Origin of the sequence: Paenibacillus sp. FSL R7-0216, assembly GCF_037969915.1 — a bacterium.
Taxonomy (GTDB): domain Bacteria; phylum Bacillota; class Bacilli; order Paenibacillales; family Paenibacillaceae; genus Fontibacillus; species Fontibacillus rhizolycopersici.
In genome coordinates this window covers 3,592,611-3,616,630 of record NZ_CP150222.1, presented here as the reverse complement: position 1 = coordinate 3,616,630, position 24,020 = coordinate 3,592,611, and the positions used below count along the sequence as shown (strand labels likewise).

17 protein-coding genes are annotated in these 24,020 nt (G+C 54.0%); 15 read left to right on the top strand and 2 right to left on the bottom strand.

The window, feature by feature from the left end:
• Window positions 1-118 precede the first annotated feature (118 nt).
• The 6 genes from yicI (at window position 119) to MKZ15_RS16600 (ending at window position 10,779) form a co-directional block, all read left to right on the top strand.
• Entirely contained in the window at window positions 119-2,437 is a 2,319-nt protein-coding gene (gene yicI, locus MKZ15_RS16625; RefSeq protein WP_339816987.1) for an alpha-xylosidase, read from the top strand.
• 141 nt (window positions 2,438-2,578) lie between these two features.
• A complete protein-coding gene (locus tag MKZ15_RS16620; RefSeq protein ID WP_339816986.1) occupies window positions 2,579-4,363 on the top strand; it encodes a sensor histidine kinase in 1,785 nt (594 codons plus the stop codon).
• Window positions 4,364-4,456: 93 nt separating this feature from the next.
• The gene (locus tag MKZ15_RS16615) at window positions 4,457-5,437 is read left to right on the top strand and encodes a sugar ABC transporter permease (protein ID WP_339816985.1); all 981 of its coding nucleotides are present in this window, start codon (window positions 4,457-4,459) and stop codon (window positions 5,435-5,437) included.
• A gap of 16 nt (window positions 5,438-5,453) precedes the next feature.
• On the top strand, window positions 5,454-6,359 hold the full coding sequence (locus MKZ15_RS16610) for a carbohydrate ABC transporter permease (protein WP_339816984.1): 906 nt from the start codon (window positions 5,454-5,456) through the stop codon (window positions 6,357-6,359).
• A gap of 202 nt (window positions 6,360-6,561) precedes the next feature.
• The gene (locus MKZ15_RS16605) at window positions 6,562-8,289 is read left to right on the top strand and encodes an ABC transporter substrate-binding protein (protein ID WP_339816982.1); all 1,728 of its coding nucleotides are present in this window, start codon (window positions 6,562-6,564) and stop codon (window positions 8,287-8,289) included.
• A 105-nt stretch (window positions 8,290-8,394) separates the two neighbouring features.
• Complete coding sequence (locus MKZ15_RS16600) at window positions 8,395-10,779, top strand: glycoside hydrolase family 95 protein (RefSeq protein WP_339816981.1); 2,385 nt, start codon at window positions 8,395-8,397, stop codon at window positions 10,777-10,779.
• Window positions 10,780-10,797: 18 nt separating this feature from the next.
• On the opposite strand, the gene MKZ15_RS16595 is transcribed toward MKZ15_RS16600, so the two are convergent.
• Window positions 10,798-11,631: an AraC family transcriptional regulator gene (locus MKZ15_RS16595; RefSeq protein WP_193416438.1), complete on the bottom strand. Its 834-nt coding sequence runs from the start codon at window positions 11,629-11,631 to the stop codon at window positions 10,798-10,800.
• Between the two features lie 126 nt (window positions 11,632-11,757).
• Between MKZ15_RS16595 and MKZ15_RS16590 the strand changes: the two genes are divergently transcribed.
• A complete protein-coding gene (locus MKZ15_RS16590) occupies window positions 11,758-13,788 on the top strand; it encodes a beta-galactosidase (RefSeq protein ID WP_339816978.1) in 2,031 nt (676 codons plus the stop codon).
• Window positions 13,789-13,956: 168 nt separating this feature from the next.
• Here MKZ15_RS16590 and MKZ15_RS16585 read toward each other — a convergent pair whose 3' ends face one another.
• Window positions 13,957-15,030, bottom strand: coding sequence for a M42 family metallopeptidase (locus MKZ15_RS16585; protein ID WP_155605672.1), 1,074 nt, complete (start codon window positions 15,028-15,030; stop codon window positions 13,957-13,959).
• 457 nt (window positions 15,031-15,487) lie between these two features.
• Here MKZ15_RS16585 and spoVAC point away from each other — a divergent pair, with 457 nt between their 5' ends.
• From spoVAC to yqeH, 8 genes are all read left to right on the top strand, one after another.
• A complete protein-coding gene (gene spoVAC / locus MKZ15_RS16580) occupies window positions 15,488-15,994 on the top strand; it encodes a stage V sporulation protein AC (RefSeq protein ID WP_339816976.1) in 507 nt (168 codons plus the stop codon).
• A 3-nt stretch (window positions 15,995-15,997) separates the two neighbouring features.
• Complete coding sequence (spoVAD, locus tag MKZ15_RS16575; RefSeq protein WP_339816975.1) at window positions 15,998-17,020, top strand: stage V sporulation protein AD; 1,023 nt, start codon at window positions 15,998-16,000, stop codon at window positions 17,018-17,020.
• Entirely contained in the window at window positions 17,017-17,367 is a 351-nt protein-coding gene (gene spoVAE, locus MKZ15_RS16570) for a stage V sporulation protein AE (protein WP_155605669.1), read from the top strand. The genes spoVAD and spoVAE overlap by 4 nt, the downstream gene beginning before the upstream one ends.
• Window positions 17,368-17,471: 104 nt before the next feature.
• Complete coding sequence (locus MKZ15_RS16565) at window positions 17,472-18,428, top strand: MoxR family ATPase (protein ID WP_339816974.1); 957 nt, start codon at window positions 17,472-17,474, stop codon at window positions 18,426-18,428.
• 3 nt (window positions 18,429-18,431) lie between these two features.
• Window positions 18,432-19,706 carry a DUF58 domain-containing protein gene (locus MKZ15_RS16560; RefSeq protein ID WP_155605668.1) on the top strand — a complete coding sequence of 425 codons (1,275 nt, stop codon included), beginning with the start codon at window positions 18,432-18,434 and terminating at the stop codon, window positions 19,704-19,706.
• Between the two features lie 71 nt (window positions 19,707-19,777).
• Window positions 19,778-21,961, top strand: coding sequence for a transglutaminase-like domain-containing protein (locus tag MKZ15_RS16555; RefSeq protein WP_193416433.1), 2,184 nt, complete (start codon window positions 19,778-19,780; stop codon window positions 21,959-21,961).
• Between the two features lie 180 nt (window positions 21,962-22,141).
• The gene (locus tag MKZ15_RS16550; protein WP_155605666.1) at window positions 22,142-22,669 is read left to right on the top strand and encodes a YqeG family HAD IIIA-type phosphatase; all 528 of its coding nucleotides are present in this window, start codon (window positions 22,142-22,144) and stop codon (window positions 22,667-22,669) included.
• Entirely contained in the window at window positions 22,666-23,793 is a 1,128-nt protein-coding gene (gene yqeH / locus MKZ15_RS16545) for a ribosome biogenesis GTPase YqeH (RefSeq protein ID WP_193416432.1), read from the top strand. Before MKZ15_RS16550 ends, yqeH begins: the two co-directional genes overlap by 4 nt.
• The last annotated feature ends 227 nt before the right edge of the window (window positions 23,794-24,020 follow it).

The window sequence follows — 24,020 nt, the reverse complement described above, 5'->3', positions numbered from 1 at the left end:
CAAAATAGTGTTATATTTTCGCTTGATAATGTTAGTTTATTGTTCGTTGTATCAGTATAATGCAAGTATAGAACGTTTTCATTTGAAAAACAATGTGACGAAAGGCGGGTTTTCCCAAATGAAGTTTACCGATGGCAACTGGCTGATTCGCGACGAATTTACGCTCTCCACCGCGGTGCAGGCCTATGATTTCCAGGTTCAGGACCATACCTTGATCGCCTCCGCATCGACAACACCGATCCGCGGCCGCGGCGACATGATCAATACCACCTTACTGACGATGCAATTCCATTCTCCACTGCCGGGAGTCATTGGCGTAAAGCTGATTCATTTTGCCGGTACGGTCGACCATGGTCCGCATTTTGAGCTCGCGAAGGGCGGCGACCATGCCGAGATCACCGAGAACGAACAATACGCCGAACTGAAGAGCGGCAGCCTTAGCGTCCGTATCAACAAAGGCCCGCAATGGTCCGTCGATTTCTATCGCGGTAGCGAGCGGATTACCGGCAGCGGCTCCAAATCGATGGCGCACATCACCGAAACGGGCGGCAACACCTATATGCGTGAGGAGCTTGACCTTCGCGTCGGCGAATGGGTATACGGACTAGGCGAACGCTTCACCTCGTTCCTCAAGAACGGGCAAGTCGTCGATATCTGGAACAAGGACGGCGGCACGAGTTCCGAGCAGTCCTACAAGAATATTCCTTTCTACGTCACCAATAAAGGGTATGGCGTACTGGTTAACGATCCGGGGGCGGTTTCCTTCGAAGTCGCGTCGGAAAAGGTGAAAAAAGTGCAATTCAGCGTCCCCGGCGAATCGCTTGAATATTTCGTGATCGATGGACCGGAGCCGAAGGACGTACTGAACAAATATACCGATTTGACCGGCAAGCCATCGCTGCCGCCGGCATGGAGCTTTGGCCTGTGGCTGACGACCTCGTTTACGACCGATTACGATGAAGCTACCGTGAATTCCTTCGTGGACGGCATGGCCGAGCGCGACTTGCCGTTGCATGTATTCCACTTCGATTGCTTCTGGATGCGCGAATTCCACTGGACAGACTTTAAATGGGACGAGCGCGTATTCCCGGATCCGGTAGGAATGCTGAAGCGCCTGAAGGAAAAAGGCCTGAAAATCTGCGTATGGATCAACCCGTATATTGGTCAGCGTTCCCGTTTGTTTGAAGAAGGCAAGAAGAACGGCTATCTAGTGAAAAAAGCGAATGGCGACGTGTGGCAATGGAACTTGTGGCAGCCAGGCATGGCTCTTGTGGATTTTACAAATCCGGAGGCTTGCGAATGGTTCGCCGGGTACTTGCGCGAACTGGTCGACATGGGCGTCGATTGCTTCAAAACCGACTTCGGCGAACGGATTCCGACGGATGTCGTATACCACGACGGCTCCGATCCAGTGAAAATGCACAACTACTACACGTACCTGTACAATAAAGTCGTCTTCGAAGTGCTTGAAGAGAAGCTGGGCAAAAATGAAGCCGCCTTGTTCGCTCGTTCCGCGACCGTCGGCGGTCAGAAGTTCCCGGTTCACTGGGGCGGCGACTGCTACGCCGATTATGAGTCGATGGCGGAAAGCCTTCGCGGCGGCCTATCGCTGGGCCTCGCCGGCTTCGGCTTCTGGAGCCACGATATCGGCGGCTTCGAAAATACGGCACCGGTGCATGTGTTCAAACGCTGGCTGGCCTTCGGCTTGCTGTCGAGTCATAGCCGCTTGCACGGAAGCAGCTCGTACCGCGTACCTTGGGCTTATGACGACGAGGCCGTGGACGTAACCCGGTTCTTCACCAAGTTAAAATGCCGGTTGATGCCGTATATGTTCGACACCGCCGTGCAGGCGACGCAGCAGGGCGTGCCGACGATGCGGGCGATGTTCCTCGAATTCCCAGAGGATCCGGCTTGCGATACGTTGGACCGTCAATATATGCTAGGCGACTCGTTGCTCGTTGCGCCGGTATTCAGCGAAAAGGGCGACGTCTCGTACTACTTGCCGGAAGGCCAATGGACCCACTTGCTGTCCGGACAGACGGTAGAAGGCGGCAAATGGCGCAAAGAGAAATACGATTTCTTCAGCCTGCCGCTGTTTGTTCGCCCGAATTCGATTTTGGCGACAGGAGCGAATGATGTTCGTCCGGATTATGATTATGCGGACAGTGTGGAGCTTGGCTTGTATGCGATCAAGGACGGCGCAACGTTATCTCGAACGGTTCGCAATGCGAAAGGCGATGCCGAACTCAACGTTAACGTCGTTCGCAGCGGAAAGCTCGTGAAATTGACGGCCGAAGGCGCTGGCAAACCGTTCTTCGTCACCCTGCATGGCATGGGCGAAGCGGCTGCGGTGCAAGGCGCGGTGTTGGCAAGTAACGGCGCGGTGGAAGTGGCTTCCTTCAGCGGCAAAACCGAACTGCAAATCACCTTGAAATAATTGGTCCTGGACCATATCAGCCGGGTAATTTAATATGTGACAGGCATCCCTGGCGCTAGAAACGATCGTTCAGGGATGCCGAAATATCCCCTTTTCCCCTTAAAGAAGGGGATATTTCCATTTTAATGAGGGGGGATCTGATTGTTGGGTAAACTGGTCCGCATCACCAACAACCTGAGATTGAAGCATAAGTTGCTCATTTCCTATATTGTCGTGGTTATGATCCCCATCCTTATCGTAGGGGTCGCTGTAACCGCTTACTTTCGCAACCAAGCGATGGAACGTGCGATCGCGCAGACCACCAACAACGTCGAGAAAGTAAAGACCCGGACCGCCACGATGCTCCGCGTGCCGACCGATATTTCTGATTTTTTTATGCTCGATGAGGGACTGGAGAAGATGGTGGACACCCGGTATCCCAGTGTGTTGGAGCTCACGAAGGCATACCTCGATTATGATGATTTCCGCAACTACGACAGGACTTACCGTGAGGTTTCCGGGATTCGTTTCTATTATGACAATCCAACCTTGATCAACAACTTGGAGCTAATCCCGATGAACGAAGAGATCGAGGACATGTATTGGTACAAGCAGGCGATGAAAAGCAAAGACATCGGGTGGTTCTACATCAACGATAATCAGGAAGTCCCGGTGAAGCGGCTTAGCTTGGTTCGGCAAATTTCATTTGAAGGAACCCGAAAAAGCGGCGTCCTCATGGTCATCATGAACCAGGAGGAACTCAACCGGATGCTGCAGCAGGAGCCTTTTGAGACGCTGATCACCGATGATTTGGGATACGTTGTGGCGGCCAAAAATCCGTCGTTCGTCGGCAAGACGCTGGAGGATCTTGATTATGGCATCGATTTGCGGACGCAGCAAAAAGGAACCATTAAAGTAGCTATCCAAGGCGTACCGTCTTATCTCGTGATTGATACCTTGACGCCGGAATCCAGCATGAACGGCTTGAAATTCATTTCGGTGTTTGCAACAGAACCGATCGTAAAGGACGCGAATACGGTAAGCCTTATTGGACTTTGGATCATTATCCTCGTATTGCTGATCGCACTGATCTTTGTATATATCGTTTCGTTCTTGACCACAAACCGGATGCTGCGGCTAAGCCGCCATTTGAACCGGTTGGCACTGGGGGATTTTCACGTTGTATCACGGATCGACGGCAACGACGAAATCGGACAGCTGTCACGGCAGTTTAACTATATGGTGGAAAGTATCCGCCAACTGATGGATCAAGTTGTGGAGAAAACCGAACAAAACAATGCCTTGGAGCTTGCGCAGCGGGAGATCAAGCTAAAGATGATGGCCAGCCAGATCAATCCGCATTTTCTGTTTAATGCGCTGGAGTCTATTCGCATGAATGCCCATATGAAGGGAGATAAAGAAATCGCCAACGTGGTCCGGCTGCTAGGAAAGATGATGCGTAAGAACCTGGAAGTCGGCAGGGAGAGCATCCCGCTGAAGGAAGAGTTGGATATGGTCAGCTCTTATCTGGAAGTCCAGAAGTTTCGTTACGAGGAACGCTTAAGCTATACCTTATCGATCGATCCTGAAGTCAGCGCCATCCGGGTACCGCCGCTGATTATCCAGCCACTGGTCGAGAATGCCGTTGTCCACGGGGTCGAGGATAAGGAAGAAGGCGTGCATGTCGAGGTGAACATTGAAAGGGACAAGGAACAGGTCCGGGTAACGGTACGTGATAACGGGATGGGGATGACGACGGAACGCCTTCGTGAGGTGACGAGCTTTATATCGGGTACCAAAGAGCCGGAGCAGAAGCGGATCGGACTGCGAAATGTCCATCAAAGACTCGTATTGTCCTATGGGGAAGAGCATGGATTGCGTATCGTCAGTGAGTATGGCATCGGCACGGAATTTACCTTTACGATTCCGACCGGAGGGAATCTCTAATTATTATATGGTTTTGTTCGAAATCTCTCGGGTATTTCGCCGCCCCCCCTTGTTTTATCATTAAGCTATAGCAGACGAGGGGGGAGAAAAGAGATGGAAACGCTGTTAACTCAGCCCGAAACCAGAAATGTAAGCGCAACCCCTAAGCCGCCGAAAAAGCGGAAGACCGGTATCTGGCGGAGCATTTTACAGCAGAAATACTTGTACTTAATGTCCATGCCATTCGTCATCTGGTTGTTTGTTTTCAATTATTTGCCGGTCTGGGGATGGACGATGGCTTTCCAAAATTATAAGCCGTCAAAATCCTTCTCCGAGCAGAAATGGGTAGGATTTAAAAACTTTGTGGACCTGTTCCAGGATGAACGGTTCTACCTGGTACTTCGCAATACGCTGGCCATGAGTATAATGGGCCTGATCGCGGGATTTGTGATTCCAATCACCTTTGCGGTGCTGCTCAACGAGCTGCGCGGCAAATACTTCAAGCGGACGGTGCAAACCGTATCCTACCTGCCGCACTTTGTGTCCTGGGTTGTTGTCGGGGGGATCATTACGAAAATGCTCTCGATCGACGGCGGGATTGTCAACGAGCTTCTGGTGTCGTTGCACATCATTAACGAGCCGATTCAATTTATGGCCCAGGGGAAATGGTTTTGGGGAATTGTAACCGCTTCCGATGTCTGGAAGGAAACTGGTTGGAACGCCATCATTTATTTAGCGGCGATCACCGGTATTGATAAAGAGCTTTACGAGGCGGCCCGGGTCGATGGGGCCGGACGCTTCCGGCAAATCTGGAACATTACGCTTCCGGGGATCCGGACAACGATTTCGGTGCTGCTGATTATGTCGATCGGCCATTTGATCGGCATCGGGTTCGAGAAGCAGTTCCAGCTCAGCAACTCGCTGGTTACCGACTATTCCGAAGTACTGGATTTATATGCGCTGAACTACGGGATAAATATCAGCCGCTTCTCTTACGGTACGGCAATCAGTATGTTCACTTCGGTGGTCAGCATTATCCTGCTGCTTACCGCCAACGGAATTATGAAGAAAACAACCAAAGAAAGCATCATGTAGGGGGAGGGAGACGACGATGGCAAGTTCAAGCAAAGCCTTCAACGATACACGGGGCGATAAAATCTTCAATATCTGTAATTTCATTCTTATGAGCATTATTTTGATCATCACGTTGTACCCTTTCCTGAACGTGCTTGCGATCTCCCTGAATGATTCCACGGACACGGTAAGAGGCGGCATTTACCTCTGGCCTCGGGAATTCACCTTGGAGAATTATAAGACGATCTTTAATTACTCCAGCCTGATTACGGGCTTCAAAATTACGATTTACCGGACGGTGCTCGGAACCGTGCTCGGGTTGATCAGCGCCTCGATGCTGGCGTATACGCTAAGCCGGCCTGATTTCAAATCCCGGAAGTTCGTCTCCACGTTTCTGGCGCTTACGATGTACTTCTCCGGCGGGTTGGTTCCAACCTATATGCTGATGCGCCATCTGGATTTGATCGGCACGTTCTGGATTTACATCCTCCCGGGAATTGTCAGCGCATTTAACGTTTTCATCATCCGTTCCTTTATCGACGGATTGCCGTATGCGCTGCAAGAATCCGCCAAGCTGGACGGGGCCAACGACTTTACGATTTACTATAAAGTCATCCTGCCGCTCTGCAAGCCCGTTCTGGCAACGATCGCCTTATTCCTGGCGGTAGGCCAGTGGAACTCCTGGTTCGACACCTATCTTTACAACGGGAACAAAGCGCATTTAACGACCTTGCAATACGAGTTGATGAAAATTCTGCAAAGCACGAACCAAGGTGCAAGAATGACCAATGCCAACGATATGGCCAATATGATGGCTCAGGTATCTCCCGAGTCCATTAAGATGGCGATCACGATTGTCGTTACGGTACCGATTTTGATCATCTATCCGTTCTTGCAACGTTATTTCGTAGACGGTATGACGCTGGGCGCGGTAAAGGCTTAATCAATAAGCTTTCGACTTCGCTTCCGCCGCAGATTCACTGGCGGCGGGGCGGCCTCAAGCGGACGATCTTTCTTGTCAGCCAATAATGAAAGCCCTTTCTCGTTCCGGAACGCCGGGCAGAAGGGGAGCAGGTCTCGGTATCAGCAGGCAAAGCCTGTTATACAATATAGGTTTTATCAAGACTACGAGGGGGAAAGTAGAAATGAAATGGAGAAGCCCTAAAGCTTTTGCAGCGATTTTGCTCGCGAGTACGATGTTGGTAGCGGGTTGCGGAAGTAACGGAAACAATGCCGCCAATAACGGAAATGCAGGCAACACCGGAAACGCAGGAACCAATGCAGAAGCGGCAGCCGATACAAGCCCGATTACCTTTACCTTCTTCGGCGCTGACGCTAGCCCGAACTGGAACAACATGCAAGACGATGTGGGCAAAGTGATTACCGAAAAAACCGGCGTTTCGATCGATGCCGAGTTTGACGTAGGTGCCGGCGGCGGCGAGAACAAAATCGCCCTGATGGCAGCGAGCGGCGATGTACCTGATTTGATTTTTGCCAAAGGCGAATTGAGCAAACTGGTCGATGCCGGACTGATCGTCGATATGGCCCCATTGATTGAAGAGCATGCGCCAAACCTGAAGAAAATGTTCAGTGAAAACATGAATCGTCTGAAATATAGCAATGATGATCAAGCGATCTATTCGTTGTTTACAAACGGCGGCGTGGACCAACAATATTTTGACGCCGGCGGCGGATTTGAAATTCAACAACGCGTTCTGAAGGAGCTTGGTTATCCGAAGGTTCGTACGGTACAGGACTTTGAAAATGTACTGAAGCAATACGTGGAGAAAAACCCGACGACGGACGGTCAGCCGACGATTCCGTTGACGCTGAGCGCCGACGACTGGAGAATCATGATTACGGTAACGAACCCGGCGTTCCTGACAACCGGCGCTCCGGATGATGGCGAATACTACGTCAATCCGGAAACATACGAAGCTCAATTGCACTACAAACGCCCGGAAGAGAAAGAATACTTCCGTTGGCTGAATCACATGTACAATGAAGGTCTGTTGGACAAAGATACGTTCGTACAAAAGGAAGACCAATACAAAGCGAAAATCGCCAGCGGCCGCGTGCTTGGTCTGATTGACCAGGAGTGGGGCTATCAGGATGCAGAAAACGCACTGAAAACCGCAGGCAAAGATGAATACACCTACGCACACTTCCCGGTAACCTTGTCGGAAGACTACGAAGACCATTCCTTCCAGCAAGCGGGGGTTGATGGTTACGGTATCAGTATCACGACAGCATGTAAAGATCCGGTGCGTGCAATCAAGTTCATTGACTGGTTATCCTCCGACGAAGGCCAAGTGCTGAGAAACTGGGGGGTCGAAGGCAAACACTATACCGTTGAAAATGGTCAACGTGTTGTTCCAGCCGACGTTCAAGATCGCAAAGTGAATGACAGCACGAACTTTACGAAGGAATCCGGCATCAGCCTTTATCGTACCTTCGGTGCTAACTATGGCGACGGCGTAAAAGATCCTTCGGGCAATTACTATACCACGAACTTCCCGGATCAAATCGTAGCAGGTTATACGGAAGCTGAGAAAGAAACACTGAAAGCTTACAACGCAACGACTTGGAAAGACTTGTTCCCTGGTGAAGATGCATTCCCTGCGAAGGATTGGGGCGCTCTGTACAACATGCCTACTCCAACAGACGGCGATTACCAAGTGATTTTCCAAAAAACGCAGGATATCGTCCGCAAACGGATTCCGGAAGCGGTTCTGGCGAAATCAGCCGACTTCGACAAAGTGTATGACGCATTCCTTGCCGAGCTGGATAAAGCGGGTGCTAAGGAAATGGAAGCCGAATATACGGAACTGGTTAAGAAAAGAGTCGAGTTGTTTACCGGCAAGAAATTGTAATCATCGTATATCGTCTGACGATCTAAATAAGGTTGTGAAAAGGCCCGTGATTTCCTCGGGCCTTTTTGCGCCAATATGAAGGAGAATTTCGGAGGAGTGAGAAAGGTGACCTATCCAGATCAAACAGAGTGGGAATTGTGGTATGATCGGCCCGCTTCCCGCTGGGAGGAAGCTCTTCCCGTCGGAAACGGGCGGATCGGTGGCATGGTCTTTGGCGGGATTCATGAAGAAACGATTGCATTAAATGAGGATACGTTATGGTCGGGATTCCCCAGGGATCCGCAAAACTACGATGCGCTTCGTCACCTTGGACCGGCACGGGAGTTGATTTTTGCCGGCAAATATAAGGATGCCGAAAGGCTGGTCGACGCAAAAATGCTGGGTCGGCGCACGGAATCCTACCAACCGCTCGGGAATTTGCGATTGGAGCAGGGGGGAGTTGAGGCGGCAGGGGAAAGCGGAGTTAGCTCGTTCCGGAGAGAATTGGATTTGGGAACGGGGATCGCCGCTACGAGCTATCGAATAGGCGAGGCGGCTTATCAGCGCGAGGTGTTTGTCAGCGCGGTTGACCAGGTGCTGGTCGTGCGTATCGCTGCGCATGGGGAGAAACCCATTGATTTGACCGCTTCGCTGGATTCGTTACTGCGGTATCAAATCGGAAGCGAAGGGGCGGAAACAGCCCGAATCGTCATGACAGGTCAAGCCCCCAGCCATATCGCCGACAATTATCGTCGTGACCATCCACAGTCGGTTTTGTACGAGGAGGGCTTAGGCCTGTCTTTTGAGGTACAGCTGCTGGCGTTGACAGAAGGCGGCACGGTAGAGGTGGATAAATCAGGTCGACTGATCGTCCACGGAGCACAGTCTGTGACGCTGCTGTTAGCCGCCGCGACGAACTTTGCCGGTTATGAGATGGCGCCGGGAAGCGGCGGGGTGGACCCGGCAGAGCGGTGCCGGACTGCGTTGATCGCGGCGACGGAGCTCGGCTATGAGCGGCTGCGTGAGCGCCATGTGGAAGATCACCGCCGGCTGTTCGAGCGCGTAGAGCTGCGCTTAGGCAGCGCTACCGCGGCAGCGGAGCGGGCGTCACGGCCGACCGACGAGCGGCTGGAAGCCTACCGCAGCGGGGCTGAAGATCTTGCGCTGGAGGCGCTGTACTTTCACTATGGCCGGTATCTGTTAATGGCCAGCTCCCGGCCAGGGACGGAAGCCGCCCATTTGCAGGGGATCTGGAACCCTCATGTACAGCCGCCGTGGAATTGCGGGTATACGACCAACATCAATACGCAAATGAATTATTGGCATGCAGAGATAGCGGGGCTGCCCGAGTGCCATGAGCCGTTGTTCGAGTTGATCCGCGATCTGAGCGTTACCGGTAGCCGAACGGCACGAATTCATTACGGCGCTCGGGGCTGGGTAGCTCATCACAACGTGGATTTATGGCGTCAGTCCACGCCGTCGGATGGCGAATCAAGCTGGGCGTTCTGGCCACTCGGCGGGGTATGGCTGTGCCGGCACTTATGGGAGCATTATCAATTTGCACCGAATGAATCATTTTTGCGGGAGACCGCTTATCCGTTAATGAAAGGGGCCGCTGAGTTTAGCCAGGATTGGCTCGTGGCCGGACCCGACGGACGGCTCGTTACAGCGCCTTCGACTTCGCCGGAGAATAAGTTCCTGACACCGGATCGCGGCGAACCCTGCAGCGTGTCCGCCGGCAGCACGATGGATCTGTTCTTGATCCGGGAATTATTTACGCATACGATTCAGGCAGCAGAGATCCTTGGCCTTGATGAAGCGTGGCGAGTGGAACTGGCGGAGACGCTGGCGAGCATGGCCGAGCCACAAATCGGCCCGGACGGTCGCCTGCAAGAGTGGAGCGAGCCGTTTGCGGAAGCTGAGCCGGGACACCGGCATGTGTCACATCTCATTGGCTTCTACCCGGGGGACGCGATCACCGTACGGCAGACGCCGGAACTGACGGAAGCCGTACGGCGAACGCTGGAAGAACGTATCCGGAACGGCGGAGGCCATACCGGTTGGAGCTGTGCCTGGCTAATCAACCTGTACGCCCGGTTGGGTGACGGGGAGACCGCACACCGCTTCGTGGAAACGCTGTTGTCGCGCTCCACGTATCCGAACCTGTTCGATGATCACCCGCCATTCCAGATTGACGGTAACTTTGGCGGAGCGGCCGGCATCGCTGAAATGCTGCTGCAAAGCCATATGGACGGCATCGATCTGCTGCCCGCTCTACCCGCGGCCTGGACGAGCGGCCGGGTGAGCGGCCTTCGGGCGCGAGGGGGATTCTCCGTCGACCTCGCGTGGGAGGAAGGTCGCTTAACGTCGGCCAGGGTTACGTCGACGGTCCGAGGCGAGTGCACGCTGCGCGGGCTGCACGGCCTGTCCGTTCGCTTGCCGGATGGCCGCGCCGTCCAGGAGGGGGACCGTTTTCAGACGGAAGCGGGAGTGATGTATATCGTGGGCTAAGAGACTAGCGGCACAGAACTAATGCAAGCGGCGAAACTGCTGAGGCGTCATCCCCGTATGCTTGCGAAAAGTGGCGACAAAGTGGCTGGCATCGCGGAAGCCCGTTTTTCCGGCGATGGCAGATACAGTTACGCCGGGCTCGCTGGCCAGATGCTCCTTTGCTTTATGGATGCGCATGTGGGTGAGGTAGCTGTATGGCGCGATGCCAAACGTTTGCTGGAACAGCTTGCTGAGATGTCTGCCCGACATCCCAACGACGTCCGCCAGGGTATCTAACCCGATGTCGGGGTTGCCGTATTCCTGCTCCATCCAGGCGAGCAGCGGACCTAGCTTCTCCATATTACGAGGGACGGCGCTGCTGCTTACCTGACCGAACTGGCTCAGGACGGCGAGAAAACGATACACCTCTGTCGAGGTTTCCAGGCCAAACAAGTCCTGGATGCTGTCCAGCTTGTTCAGTAATTGACCGAGAAGCGGGGTGAGGGGCGCCTCCGCTTCCCAGCGGAACATCGCGGCCTCTCGGATCCCAAACGCGGCTAGGATCGAATTGACGGCCGCTCCGCCAAAGGTGAGATAATATGTCTCCCATTTCGAGCTCCGTTTGGCTTCGTAAGCATGCGGCATGTCCGGCGGCAACAGCATTCCGCTGCCCGGCGGAAGCGGAACTGTTCCGTTGGCAAAGGTCAATTCTCCTTCGCCCTCGGCGGTTTGCAGCCAATGGTAATAGGGGTATCCGTCCGGACGAGCGATTTTTTCCTGATTCGGATTATAGCCTACGCTTTCCAGAAGCAACGGAAGATCCGGGGTAGCAGCCGGAGAGAAAACGAAACGGGTAAAGGCCCGTGAGCTCATCGTGATGAATGCCTCCTAACTTGATCCATATTATTATATAACAATACGAAATTATTATATATAAAGCGGGAAAATTCTCTTTTACAATGGACTTAGAAGTTATATTTGCTAAAGGATGTGGGTAGGGTGATCAACGATAAACTGCCGAAAATCTGGTATGGCGGCGACTACAATCCGGAGCAGTGGGGACCGGACATTTGGAAAGAGGACGAACGGATGTTTAAGCTGGCGGGCATCGACGTTGCTACGGTTAACGTCTTTTCCTGGGCATTGAATCAACCGGACGAAGAAACCTATGACTTCACGCAATTGGACGAAACGATCGACCGCTTGTACAAGAGCGGAGTTCATGTATGCCTCGCAACGAGCACGGGAGCACACCCGGCTTGGATGGCCCATAAATACCCTGACGTGCTGCGCGTTGACGTGCAGGGTCGAAAACGTCGGTTTGGCGGACGTCATAACTCCTGCCCGAACTCGCCGACCTACCGCAAATATTCCACACGTCTGGCCGGCAAGCTCGCCGAACATTATAAGGACCATCCAGGCCTGCTCATCTGGCATGTCTCCAACGAATACGGCGGGTACTGTTATTGCGACAATTGCGCTGCGGCTTTCCGCGTTTGGTTGCGGAAGCGTTACAAAACGCTGGATGAGCTTAACCGGGTTTGGAACACGCGGTTCTGGGGCCATACGTTTTATGATTGGGAAGAAATCGTGGTCCCGAACGAATTGAGCGAGGAATGGGGCGGAAGCCGCACGAATTTCCAAGGGATTTCGCTCGATTACCGTCGCTTCCAGTCGGAATCGCTGCTGGAATGCTACAAGCTGGAGTATGATGAAATCAAGAAGCATACCCCAACCCTCCCCGTGACGACGAATCTGATGGGGCTCTATCCGGAGCTAGATTATTTTGAGTGGGCCAAACATATTGATATCGTCTCCTGGGACAACTATCCGTCCTTAGATACGCCTGTCAGCCATACGGCCATGACCCACGACCTGATGCGCGGGCTGAAGAGCGGTGCCCCGTTTATGTTGATGGAGCAGACGCCAAGCCAGCAAAACTGGCAGCCGTACAACTCCCTCAAGCGTCCTGGCGTGATGCGGTTATGGAGCTATCAGGCGGTCGCCCGCGGTGCCGACACGGTGATGTTCTTCCAGTTGCGCCGCTCGATCGGGGCTTGCGAGAAATACCACGGGGCGGTCATTGAGCACGTCGGTCACGAGAACACCCGGGTATTCCGCGAGGTGGCGGAGCTTGGCCGAGAGTTGGAGCAGCTTGGCGGCACCCTGCTGGACGCGCGGACCGAGGCGAAGGTGGGTATCGTATACGATTGGGAGAACCGCTGGGCGATCGAACTCTCAAGTGGGCCAACCGTAGCTTTGAATTACGCGAACGAGGTGCACAAATATTACGATGCGTTGTTCCAAATGCACGTGGAAAGCGACATGGTGTCGGTGGAGGAAGATTTCAACAAATATGAAATCGTGATTGCGCCGGTCATGTATATGGTGAAGCCGGGATTTGCGAAGAAAGTGGAGGAGTTTGTGGCCGCCGGCGGGACGTTCATCACCACCTTCTTCAGCGGCATCGTGAACGAAAATGATCTGGTGACAACCGGCGGTTATCCGGGCGAACTGCGTTCCGTGCTGGGCATCTGGGCGGAGGAGATCGACGCTTTGCTGCCGGGCCGCACAAATCAAATCGTGATGAAAGAAGCCTGGGGCGCATTGTCTGGCCAATACGAATGTGGTCTCTTGTGCGATTTGATCCATACCGAAGGTGCTGAAGTGCTGGCGGAGTACGGATCGGATTTCTACAAGGGGATGCCGGTTATAACGGCAAACCAGTACGGTAAAGGCCGCGCTTATTATGTAGCGAGCAGCCCGGAAGCTGCCTTCCTGCAAGGGTTCTTGAAGAACCTGTGTGAGGAAAAGGGGATCAAGCCGCTGCTTGACGCTCCAGCTGGCGTCGAAGTAGCCCGTCGCGTCAAGGACGGCAAAGCCTTCCTGTTCCTGCTCAACCATAACGAAGGAGCAGCCGAGGTAGAGATTGGCTCGTCCGGGATGAAGGATTTGCTGGCGAATGCCGAGGTGTCCGGCACCGTAACGGTGCCTGGCCGGGGCGTCGTGATCTTGGAAGACCGGAAATAAATAAAAACCGCAAGGCCGTGGTCGGGGCCTTGCGGTTTTTTGCGCTGTTCCTTCAGCAATGTTGTAGGAACTGCAACATTGCTAGCAGGATAGATGGTCTTCGAAGCAAAGTGTTGTTGTTTCCGCAACATTTTACCCACGGACGTGAGCGGACCACCGTCGCGGCGTTTAGCTGTTCTCCAAGATCGTGTTCAATGTCGTGCGGTCTAGCCCGCGCACGAGGCGGATCAGCAGCTCCTTAGCCGCATCGTAATCATCCGTATGGATGATCGATGACGACGTATGGATATAACGGGAGCAAATGCCGATAACGCTAGATGGCACGCCGGTGCCGCTGAGATGCACCTGCCCGGCGTCCGTGCCGCCCGGCGACACGAAATATTGGTATTTAATCTTGTGCGTGTCCGCCGTATCGCGGATATACTCGACCAAACCGCGGTGGGTGATCATCGTCGGATCGAGGATGCGAAGCAATGCGCCGTCGCCCAAGCGGCCAAACGCCTTTTTATCACCGGTCATGTCGTTAGCGGCGCTGGCGTCCAAAGCGAGGAAAATGTCCGGCTTGATCAGATTGGCCGCTGTCCGCGCCCCCCGCAAACCGACTTCCTCCTGCACATTGGCACCGGCGTAAACGATATTCGGCAGCTTCTCTCCATGGAGCGCCTCAACCAACTCGATCGCCAAACCTACGCCATAGCGATTATCCCAGGCTTTGGCCATGATTTTCTTCGGATTGACGAGTGGAGTGAACTCGCAAATCGGCACGATTTGCTGGCCGATCCGTATTCCGGCGGCCTCGGCCTCTTCGCGGCTGTCGGCGCCGATGTCCAGATACATCGCCTTGAGATCTACCGGCTTATTCCGCTGCGACTCGTCCAGCAGATGCGTCGGGATCGATCCGACCACGCCCGTGACCCGGCCGTCAGGCGTAATAATTTGCAGGCGCTGTGCTAATACGGCCTGGCTCCACCAGCCGCCCAACGGTTGAAACGATATCATCCCGTTGTCGCTGATGCCGGTGGTCATGAAGCCAACCTCATCAAAATGTCCGGCAACCATCACCCGAGGCCCTTGCTCGTCGCCGCGCAGTACCCCAAACAAGCTGCCTAAATTATCTTGTACGAACTCCTGCGTATAAGCCGACAGTTTGTTTTTGACGAGGGCGCGCAGTTCCCGTTCAAAGCCAGACGCCGCCGGGAATTCCGTTAGCTCTTTAAATAGCTCGCGCGTTTTTTGATCCATTGTATTCTCTCCTTTTTCTGTATTCACATGTAAACATTCCATCTTAGTATGAACTACCTTTTTTCGATTGTCCATGCGGCTTATTGCTCTTGAGGTAAACCCTCCGCCGCACCCAGCCTCCACAAGCGGCATATACTGCAGCATGCAGCAGTCTGATGGGCGAATGAGGGAGGCTACGCTTATAATGGAACGATATGCCAAAGATTGGCTCATAATTTGTCTTCTATTCATCCTGCTGGTCATCATCCTTCAGTATTTATGAATGGTCTGAAGATACTCCAAGATGGCAGCGCTTATTTAGCAATACCCCGTCCCGCCTAACGCGAACCCGCCGGAAGCTGATTCCTGCGGGTTTTTTCATGCCGTAAACCATGGATGATTTTCCAAACATAACAAGCGGTCGGATGACAAATAATGAGTATACCGTGCAAGTTAGGAAAAGAAGGAGGAATGCCGTTTGCCTGCAAAAGCGAAAAACAAGCCGGGAGCCCGTGTGAAGCTGAACCACCTGCTGTTGACGGAGCAAGACTACAAGCAGGTTGCCGACCAGCATAAACCCAAAACGAACATTTGGGGCAATTGCCTGAGGGCGTTTCTGGTCGGCGGGCTCATCTGCCTGATGGGCCAATGCATCCAGCAACTGTTCATGACCTTTACCGACATGACGGCGCGGGAGGCGGCCAGTCCTACGGTTGCCGTGCTGATCTTCATCTCCGTCGTGCTCACTTCGATGGGGGTTTACGATAAAATCGCCCAGTGGGCGGGGGCCGGTACAGCCGTACCAGTAACCGGGTTTGCCAACTCGATGTCCTCCGCGGCGATCGAATCCCGAGCGGAGGGGCTTGTCCTCGGCGTTGGCGCCAATATGTTCAGGCTGGCAGGATCTGTGATTGTGTTCGGCGTCGTTGCCGCCTTCATTGTGGGCGTTATCCATGTCATCTTCGGCTTGGGAGGAGTGCATTAATCCATGCTGATCGGCGCACAAACCTGGGAATTTCGCTCCAAACCAGCGATCATCGGGGCGGCGACGGTCGTCGGACCTGAAGAAGGGGAGGGGCCGTTGTCCCACACCTTTGATTTCGTATACGACAATTTGGAAATTGACGAGAAGACATGGGAGAAAGCCGAACGCAAGCTGCTGGAACACGCATCCGCGCTCGCATTAGTCCATGCCGGTATCAATCGGGAGGATTTGTCCTTCTTCATCGGTGGGGATTTGATGAATCAAATCATCACCGCGACGTTTGCTGCCCGTACGATTGCCGCTCCGTATCTCGGCGTGTTTGGCGCCTGCTCCACCTCGATGGAGAGTCTGGCTCTCGCCGCTTTCCTGGCCGATGCCGGAGGGGCGCGTTACGTCATGGCCGGTACGGCCAGCCATAACTGTACGGTGGAGAAACAGTTTCGCTATCCGACCGAATACGGTTCGCAAAAACCGGCCACGGCCCAATATACGATTACCGGAGCGGGATGCGCGGTCGTATCGAAGGAAGGTTCCGGTCCCCGAATCACCCATGCGACGATCGGGCGGATCCAGGATCTTGGCGTCAAGGATCCGTTTAACATGGGGGCGGCGATGGCTCCGGCTGCGGCGGATACGCTGGTCTCTCATTTTCGCGATACCGGCCGTGGGCCCGAGGATTACGATTTGATCGTTACCGGAGACCTCGCTTCGGTGGGACATGCTATCGTCAAGGATCTTCTCGACAAAGACGGCGTCTCCATGAACCAAACGGAATTCAACGATTGCGGGCTGATGATTTATGATCGTGACAAACAAACCTACGTCAATGCCGGAGGCAGCGGTTGCGGCTGCTCCGCGGTCGTCACGTACGGCCATATTTTACGAAAACTAAAAAACCGGGAACTAAACCGGGTGCTGATCGTTGCTACGGGAGCTCTCTTGTCGCCGCTGTCTTATCAGCAAGGCGAGAGCATACCCTGCATCGCTCACGCGGTCGCCCTGGAACAGGAGGATAACGGAAGATGATATTTGTATGGGCGTTTTTGGTTGGCGGGTTGATTTGCGTCATCGGCCAATTGATGATGGATGTGCTGAAATTGACCCCAGCGCACACGATGAGCTCGCTGGTTGTGGCCGGCGCGGTGATGGATGCGATCGGGTGGTACGATCCGTTGGTGAAGTTCGCCGGAGCAGGAGCCTCCGTGCCGATTACGAGCTTCGGCAACTCGCTGGTTCACGGGGCGTTGACCGAATTAGAGCGGGACGGTTGGATCGGGGTGATCACCGGGATCTTCGATGTGACTAGCGCGGGGATCTCGGCTGCGATCATTTTTTCCTTCCTCGCCGCGCTTGTGGTACGGCCTAAAGGATAATATTTCGGAAATTTGCACGCTTTTTACGGGTATCAGTGTACTCCCTATCTATCTTCATGTAAAATAGGTAGATATATACAGGTCTTATTTGGGAGGGAAAATGCGTGCCCGTACATGAGCAATCGATGCAAACTTTAACCGCCGTAAAGAACAACCTGGAGTCGTGTATTTTAGGAAAGTCGTTTGAAATCAAACTGCTGCTCTCGGCGCTGCTGGCCGGCGGCCATGTATTAATCGAGGACGTACCCGGTACTGGAAAGACGCAGCTCGTCAAGGCGCTGGCCAAATCGATGAGCGGCGATTACCGGCGCATTCAATGCAACCCGGACATCCTCCCCAGCGATATTACGGGGGTTTCGGTTTTCCATCCCCATGAGGAACGTTTCGTATTTCGGCCAGGTCCGGTGATGACTCATATTTTGCTGGCGGATGAAATTAACCGGGCTACCACCAAAACGCAGTCTGCCTTGTTGGAGGTCATGGAGGAGCGAAGTGTGACTGCCGACGGCGTAACCCACCCGCTTCCTCATCCTTTTATGCTTTGCGCTACGCAGAATCCAATCGATTTCGAGGGCACCTATCTGCTGCCAGAAGCGCAGCTGGACCGTTTTATGATGAAGATCGGCATCGGCTATCCCGACGCCGGGACAGAGAAAGCGATGCTTCGCTCCCATAGCCAGGGTCAACCAGCGGATCAATTGGAACCGGTTACAACCATGGAAGAGATCTCGGCCATCCAGCGCGAGGTACAACATGTACATATCAGCGAACCATTGGCTGATTATTTGCTGGAGATCGTTCGCCGAACGCGGGAACATGAAGATGTTCTGCTGGGAGCTTCTCCGCGGGCTTCGCTGGCGTTTATGGCCGCGGCAAAAGCGTATGCTTTCTTGGAGGAACGGGATTATGTGCTGCCGGACGATATCAAGACGCTGGCGCCGTTCGTTCTGGAGCATCGAATTCTATTGCGGCCCGAGTCCCGTCTGGGGCACCGGAACGTCGGTGAAGTGCTGCAGCAAATTCTACGGCAGGTCCATGTACCGGTCGCTGTGGGACGGTAACCGATGCGTGCGCTGGTCGAAGGCGTTAAATTAGGCCTCACTTCCCGCAAGTTCTGGAGAGTTGCGTCCGTCTGGCTCATCTGCCTGCTTTACGTCTTGTTTCAAGGCGGGAAAACCTCGTTGATGTTGTTTATGATGGTTTCGGTGCTGGGCTTGTATTGGGCGATCGGCGGACTCGGCGGCGTGAAGCGAATCCGAGGTTCAAGAACGCTGTCGCTTTCCGGGGAACGAGGCGGGTTGCTTCAAGCCGGGGATCAAGTACTGGTCAAGCTGCAGTTGCAGCTACCTGCTTTCCTGCCTCTTCCTTATATCGTTGTCCGCGAAACGCTGCGACGCCACAACGGGGATACCTGGGTATTCGAGGATAGCGTGGTGCCTTACTTCAGCTCAAGGTCTGAGTTGGTGTATAAGACGCCGTCACTTGAGCGCGGCAAATACGCATTCACCGGTACGAATTGCAGTGCCGAGGATATCTTTGGCCTGGTGGAGCATACCAGTGTTTTCCAAACCGGCGGGGAGTTTCGGATCCTACCCCGGACGGTGTTTATCCCCCACTGGGAGCTCTACAGCCGCAATTCGAGGCTGGCTGGTCCGGAGACCGCCGTTGCCCTGTCGCGCCGGGAATCGACCCAAATCAACGGGGTGCGCGACTATGTGTACGGGGATCGGATTTCCCGTATTCACTGGAGTGCCACCGCGAAGACGGGGACTTGGAAATCCAAAGAATTTGAACATGAATCGCTGCCCAAAATGCAATTGGTGTTGGACGCCCACGCCAGCGGATATCTTCGCCCTGCGCAATTTGAATTAGCGGTCTCCACTGCCGCTTCGCTGCTGGAATACGGGGCTAGAGAACGAATCAGCATGGGTCTTTGCACCTTGGGGAAGACCCTCCGTCATTTTCCGCCAGCGGAAAGTTATCTGGAGCGACAGCAAATGCTGCACCAGCTTGTTGATATCAACGCGGATGGGTTCGGCAACTATAAGGAACGCATGGAGGCGCAACAGGAACTTTTTCAGCCGGGAGCGTTTTTTATCCTTATCAGCCCGCTGGCGGACGATAAGGTGCTCGCTATGTTAAGGTTGGCCAAATCCCGGCAGATGATTCCGTATCATATCCAGATCGGGGAAGAGTCGGTGGCGGAGGGCATGTCAAACTCCTACCGCGCCGGCAAGCGCACTGCCTGGCAAGGGACCCTGCAGGAACGGGGACTGCGAGGCGTTTACGTCTCCTCGCTCCGCGAGCTTCCCGCGGCGATGGGGGGGGCGAAGCTGTGAAACAAGCTACATCCCCACAACATCCCAAGTCCTATCGGACTCTAACACTGCTATGGGTAGTTATAATCGCCATGCAATGGATCGATTTTACGGAACCGCTCTGGTTTTCGGTGACGACGACTTTAGTGACCGTAACGATAATCATGATGGCATTGGTGGAATGGCTCCTGCCGGTGCAGGCCGGTTGGAAATGGACGATTAAAATTATCGTGCTCCTGACCGTATGGCGCTTTATCTTGACCAGTTATGGCGTATATGTTCCGTATGGGCCGTTTTATCCGGATCAGATCCGCGGCATGGCGTTGACCTTTACGCCGTATATCTGGTTTTCGCTTGTGGCTTGGGGGCTACTGGAGGCCGTGCTGCGGCTAGTTGTGAACCGCCCGAGAATCCTGCTCTTATTGGCGGTCCACCTGATTACCTTTGCGATTTTGGATTCATTTACACCTTATCATTTATGGAAAAACGTAGCTTGGATTGTCTTTGCCGGCCTCGGTTGGCTGGTGAGTACGCACTTCTACGAATACCGCATGAAATATCCCCAGGGCTGGCAGCGCCTGCGGCAAAGTCCAGTAAAAATCGCCGTGAATATTGGCATCGTGTTCACTTGCGTGCTGCTGATCGGCATCAGTATGCCATCGGTCTCGCCGACGTTGACCGATCCGTATACCGCTTGGATTAAGCGAAGCGGGGGAGGAGGAGGCGGCCCCTCCGCGCTGTCCGGCGCCCTTGGGGATGGCCCGTCAGCGGTCAAGGAAGAGATCGTCTCCGGCTATAGCCGGGACGACAAAACCCTTGGAAATGGCTTCGAATTCAGCTACAGCCCGGTCATGTCGATCGATACGCCGGTGAGGTCTTATTGGCGGGGAGAAACCCGGCGCGTTTATTCCGGTACGGGATGGGCTGATCTTGAGCAGGAAGGCCGGGACACGGAACGTTACCGCGGCGCTCCAGACGCCGACCCACTTGGGCATGAGCAGCCGGGCAAAGTGGAGACGATGCGGGTCGAGCAAACGGTGACGATGAATACCGACAAAGTGTATCCGGTGCTGTTTGGCGGATACGCCATCGAAAGTGTCGAGTTGCTTGACGAACGGCAGCAGTCCGATATGCGCTGGGCCGGGAAACAAGCGGAGATGTTCTGGAATGGTTACCGCGATCCCGGGGATTTGCCGGATTACCCGCGGAAATACAAGGTTGTTGCCAATATCCCGTTGATTCCGCTCGAGGAGTTGGAACAGGCCAGTTACGAAGCCTTATATCCGGAAGGGGCTCCGGAGGAATATTTGCAGCTGCCGAGCAGTTTGCCGCAGCGGGTCAAAGACCTAGCTGAAGAGATCACCGCGGAAGGCGAGACCCCCTATGCGAAAATGGATCTCCTGCAGCAATACCTCCGGCAGAATTACGAATATACGAACAAACCGGATTTAGCCCGCAAGCGCAGCGATGACTTCGTGGACAGCTTCTTATTCGAAATTCGGCAGGGATATTGTGATTACTATTCCACGGCGATGGTCGTTATGGCCCGTTCGCTGGGCATACCGGCCCGCTGGGTTAAAGGATACGCCCCCGGCAGTCAGCCAAGCGACGAGATGATGATGCGAAGTCCGGAGCTGGGCCGTGCGTATAATGTGAGCAATGCCGACGCTCACTCCTGGACGGAGCTGTATTTCGGCGATTACGGTTGGATTCCGTTCGAGGCGACGCCTGGTTTTGTTTCACCGATCATGGAAGCACCGGAGGACAGCGAAGAGGCTTTCGCGCTGGATACGGACACCGATACGGAGGTTTCGGCAGCCGAAGACGGCTTCTTTTCCAAGCTCGATCCGATCATCATGCAACGAATTTTCATCACGGCCGTAAGCGTGCTGTTGCTATGGACGCTGTATCAGCTACGCTCGGAGCTTTATTTCCTCTGGCTCCGCCTGCGATTGGGCCGGCCGTTGACGCCGGCTGAAAAGGCGATCTACGAAACGTTACGGCTGGTAAGACGACTGCGTCACAGAGGTTATGTCCGTGGCGACCAAGAGACCTTGCGGGAAGCGTTCGGACGGTGGAAGCTGGAGCAATCGCAGCTTGCTGAAGCGCTGGATCCGCTGCTGCTCATTTATGAGCAGGCGAATTATGGCCGGAGTCCGGCCGCCGCGAATTGGCGCAAGGCACGGGAACTGTCGCGGCAAGCCGTCAAATTGGCTGGCGGAAACCGTTGGAAGCAGGCCTTACCGAACAGCGGCAAACGGTTCCTTGGACGATAATGGGTCGGATTGCCGCCTTCAGGTGGACCGGATTGGCATTGCCGATAGGAACGACTACCCGGGACTATTCGTTTGATTACGCCACCGCGCTTGCGCGGGAGGCGTTTTCTTTTTTAAAATAGAAGCATGATGGGGGAAGAATATGGTATAGTTTGTCGTATGAAACCGAGGTGAACGTATTTGTTTGAGAAGTTTATGCCGAATGTGCGCGTAGACAGCGTATTCGATATCGATCTGGAAGGACTCTATGCCAAAGGCTACCGCGGCATCATCACCGATCTGGACAACACTTTGGTCGGTGCCAAAGCGCCGCTGGCCACTCCCGAACTGATCGGTTGGTTTGAGAAAGTGAAGAAATGCGGGTTTAAACTCGTGATTGTGTCAAACAATAATTTGGACAGGGTGTCGGTATTCGCGAACCCTTTGAATATTGAGTTTGTGCACGCAGCCAGAAAACCGTCCGGCGCAGCTTTTCATCGAGCCATGGAAATGATGGACCTTGGGCCGCAGGAGACGATCGTCGTGGGGGACCAAATGATGACCGACGTGTTTGGCGGTAACCGGCAGGGGCTCTTTACGGTGCTCGTGCTCCCGATTGCCGTACAGGATGAAGGGATCGGTACGAGGATCAACCGCCGGCTGGAGCGGATCGTGAAGCGGCGGCTGGGTAAGGTTGGATTATGGCTCGAGGAGGAAAAGAAGCGATGACGGAAGTACAGAATGCAGAGGGCGCTCTTCGCTGCAGCGGATGTGGCGTTTTGCTGCAAACTGGGGAACCCAGCAAGCCGGGATTTGTTCCGGAACAAACCTTAACGAAGGAACCGGTGATTTGCCAACGCTGTTTCCGAATTAAGAATTACAATGAATCTTCATCCGTTACGGTGGAGCAGGACGAGTTCTTGCGCCTATTGTCGCAGATCGGCGGTAAGGAAGCACTGGTGATCCATATCGTGGATCTGTTCGATTTTCAAGGCAGCGTTATATCCGGACTTCAACGGTTTGTTGGCAACAATCCGGTGCTGTTGGCGGTGAATAAAACCGATCTGCTACCCAAGGTGACGAACTGGAACAAGGTACGGAACTGGGTGCAGAAGGAAGCGAAGGACCTGGGGCTGAAGATTGAAGACGTCGTCCTTTGCAGCGCCAAGCAAAACAGCGGTTTCGACCGGTTGCTTGAAGCGGTAGCGGCACGGCGGGGAGATCGGGACGTGTATGTCGTCGGCGCAACCAATGTCGGCAAGTCGACGCTGATCAACCGATTGATACGCGATTACAGCGATCTGGAGCAGGAATTGACCGTTTCACGCTATCCGGGCACAACGCTGGATATGGTGCATATTCCACTGGATGACGGGAAGGCGATCATCGATACGCCGGGGATCATGTATCCGTCTAGATATAGTGAGCTGGTAGCCCCCTCCGATTTGGGCGTTATTATGCCGGACAAAGCGCTCAAGCCGGCAGTGTACCAGCTGAATGAGGGACAGACGCTCTTTTTCGGCGGCTTTGGCCGGTTTGATTTTATTCAGGGGGATCGCCAATCCTTTACTTGTTTTGTCAGCGGCCGGGTGCCGATTCACCGAACGAAGCTGGAGCGGGCGGACGAGCTGTTTGCGGAGCATGCCGGGGAAATGCTGGCGCCGCCGAGCAAGGAGCATCTCGAAGCATTGCCGGAGTGGACGCGTCACGAGTTCCGAATTCCGAAGGGCAGCCGAAGCGACTTGTTTATTTCCGGTCTGGGCTGGATCAAGATCAACAATGACTTTGGTTCAGTAGTTGCGGCGCATGTGCCTAAGGGTGTGAAGGTGCTCGTCCGGCCTTCGTTGATTTAGGAGCCAATTCATCGGGTGATCTATCATAAGGGTAAAAAAGGGCGCTATTTGATCGTGGATGCAAGTTTGGAGTGGGATAGCGGTAATTTTAGGCGTTATTTTCGGCTTATGGCCCAAAAGTAGGCGCTTTTCGGTAACACCAGGCGAATTAGGGCCGCAAAATACCGCTATTTGTGATATAAAGAGGACTTCGGGGGAAATAAGGCCCATTTATACCTTTATTATTC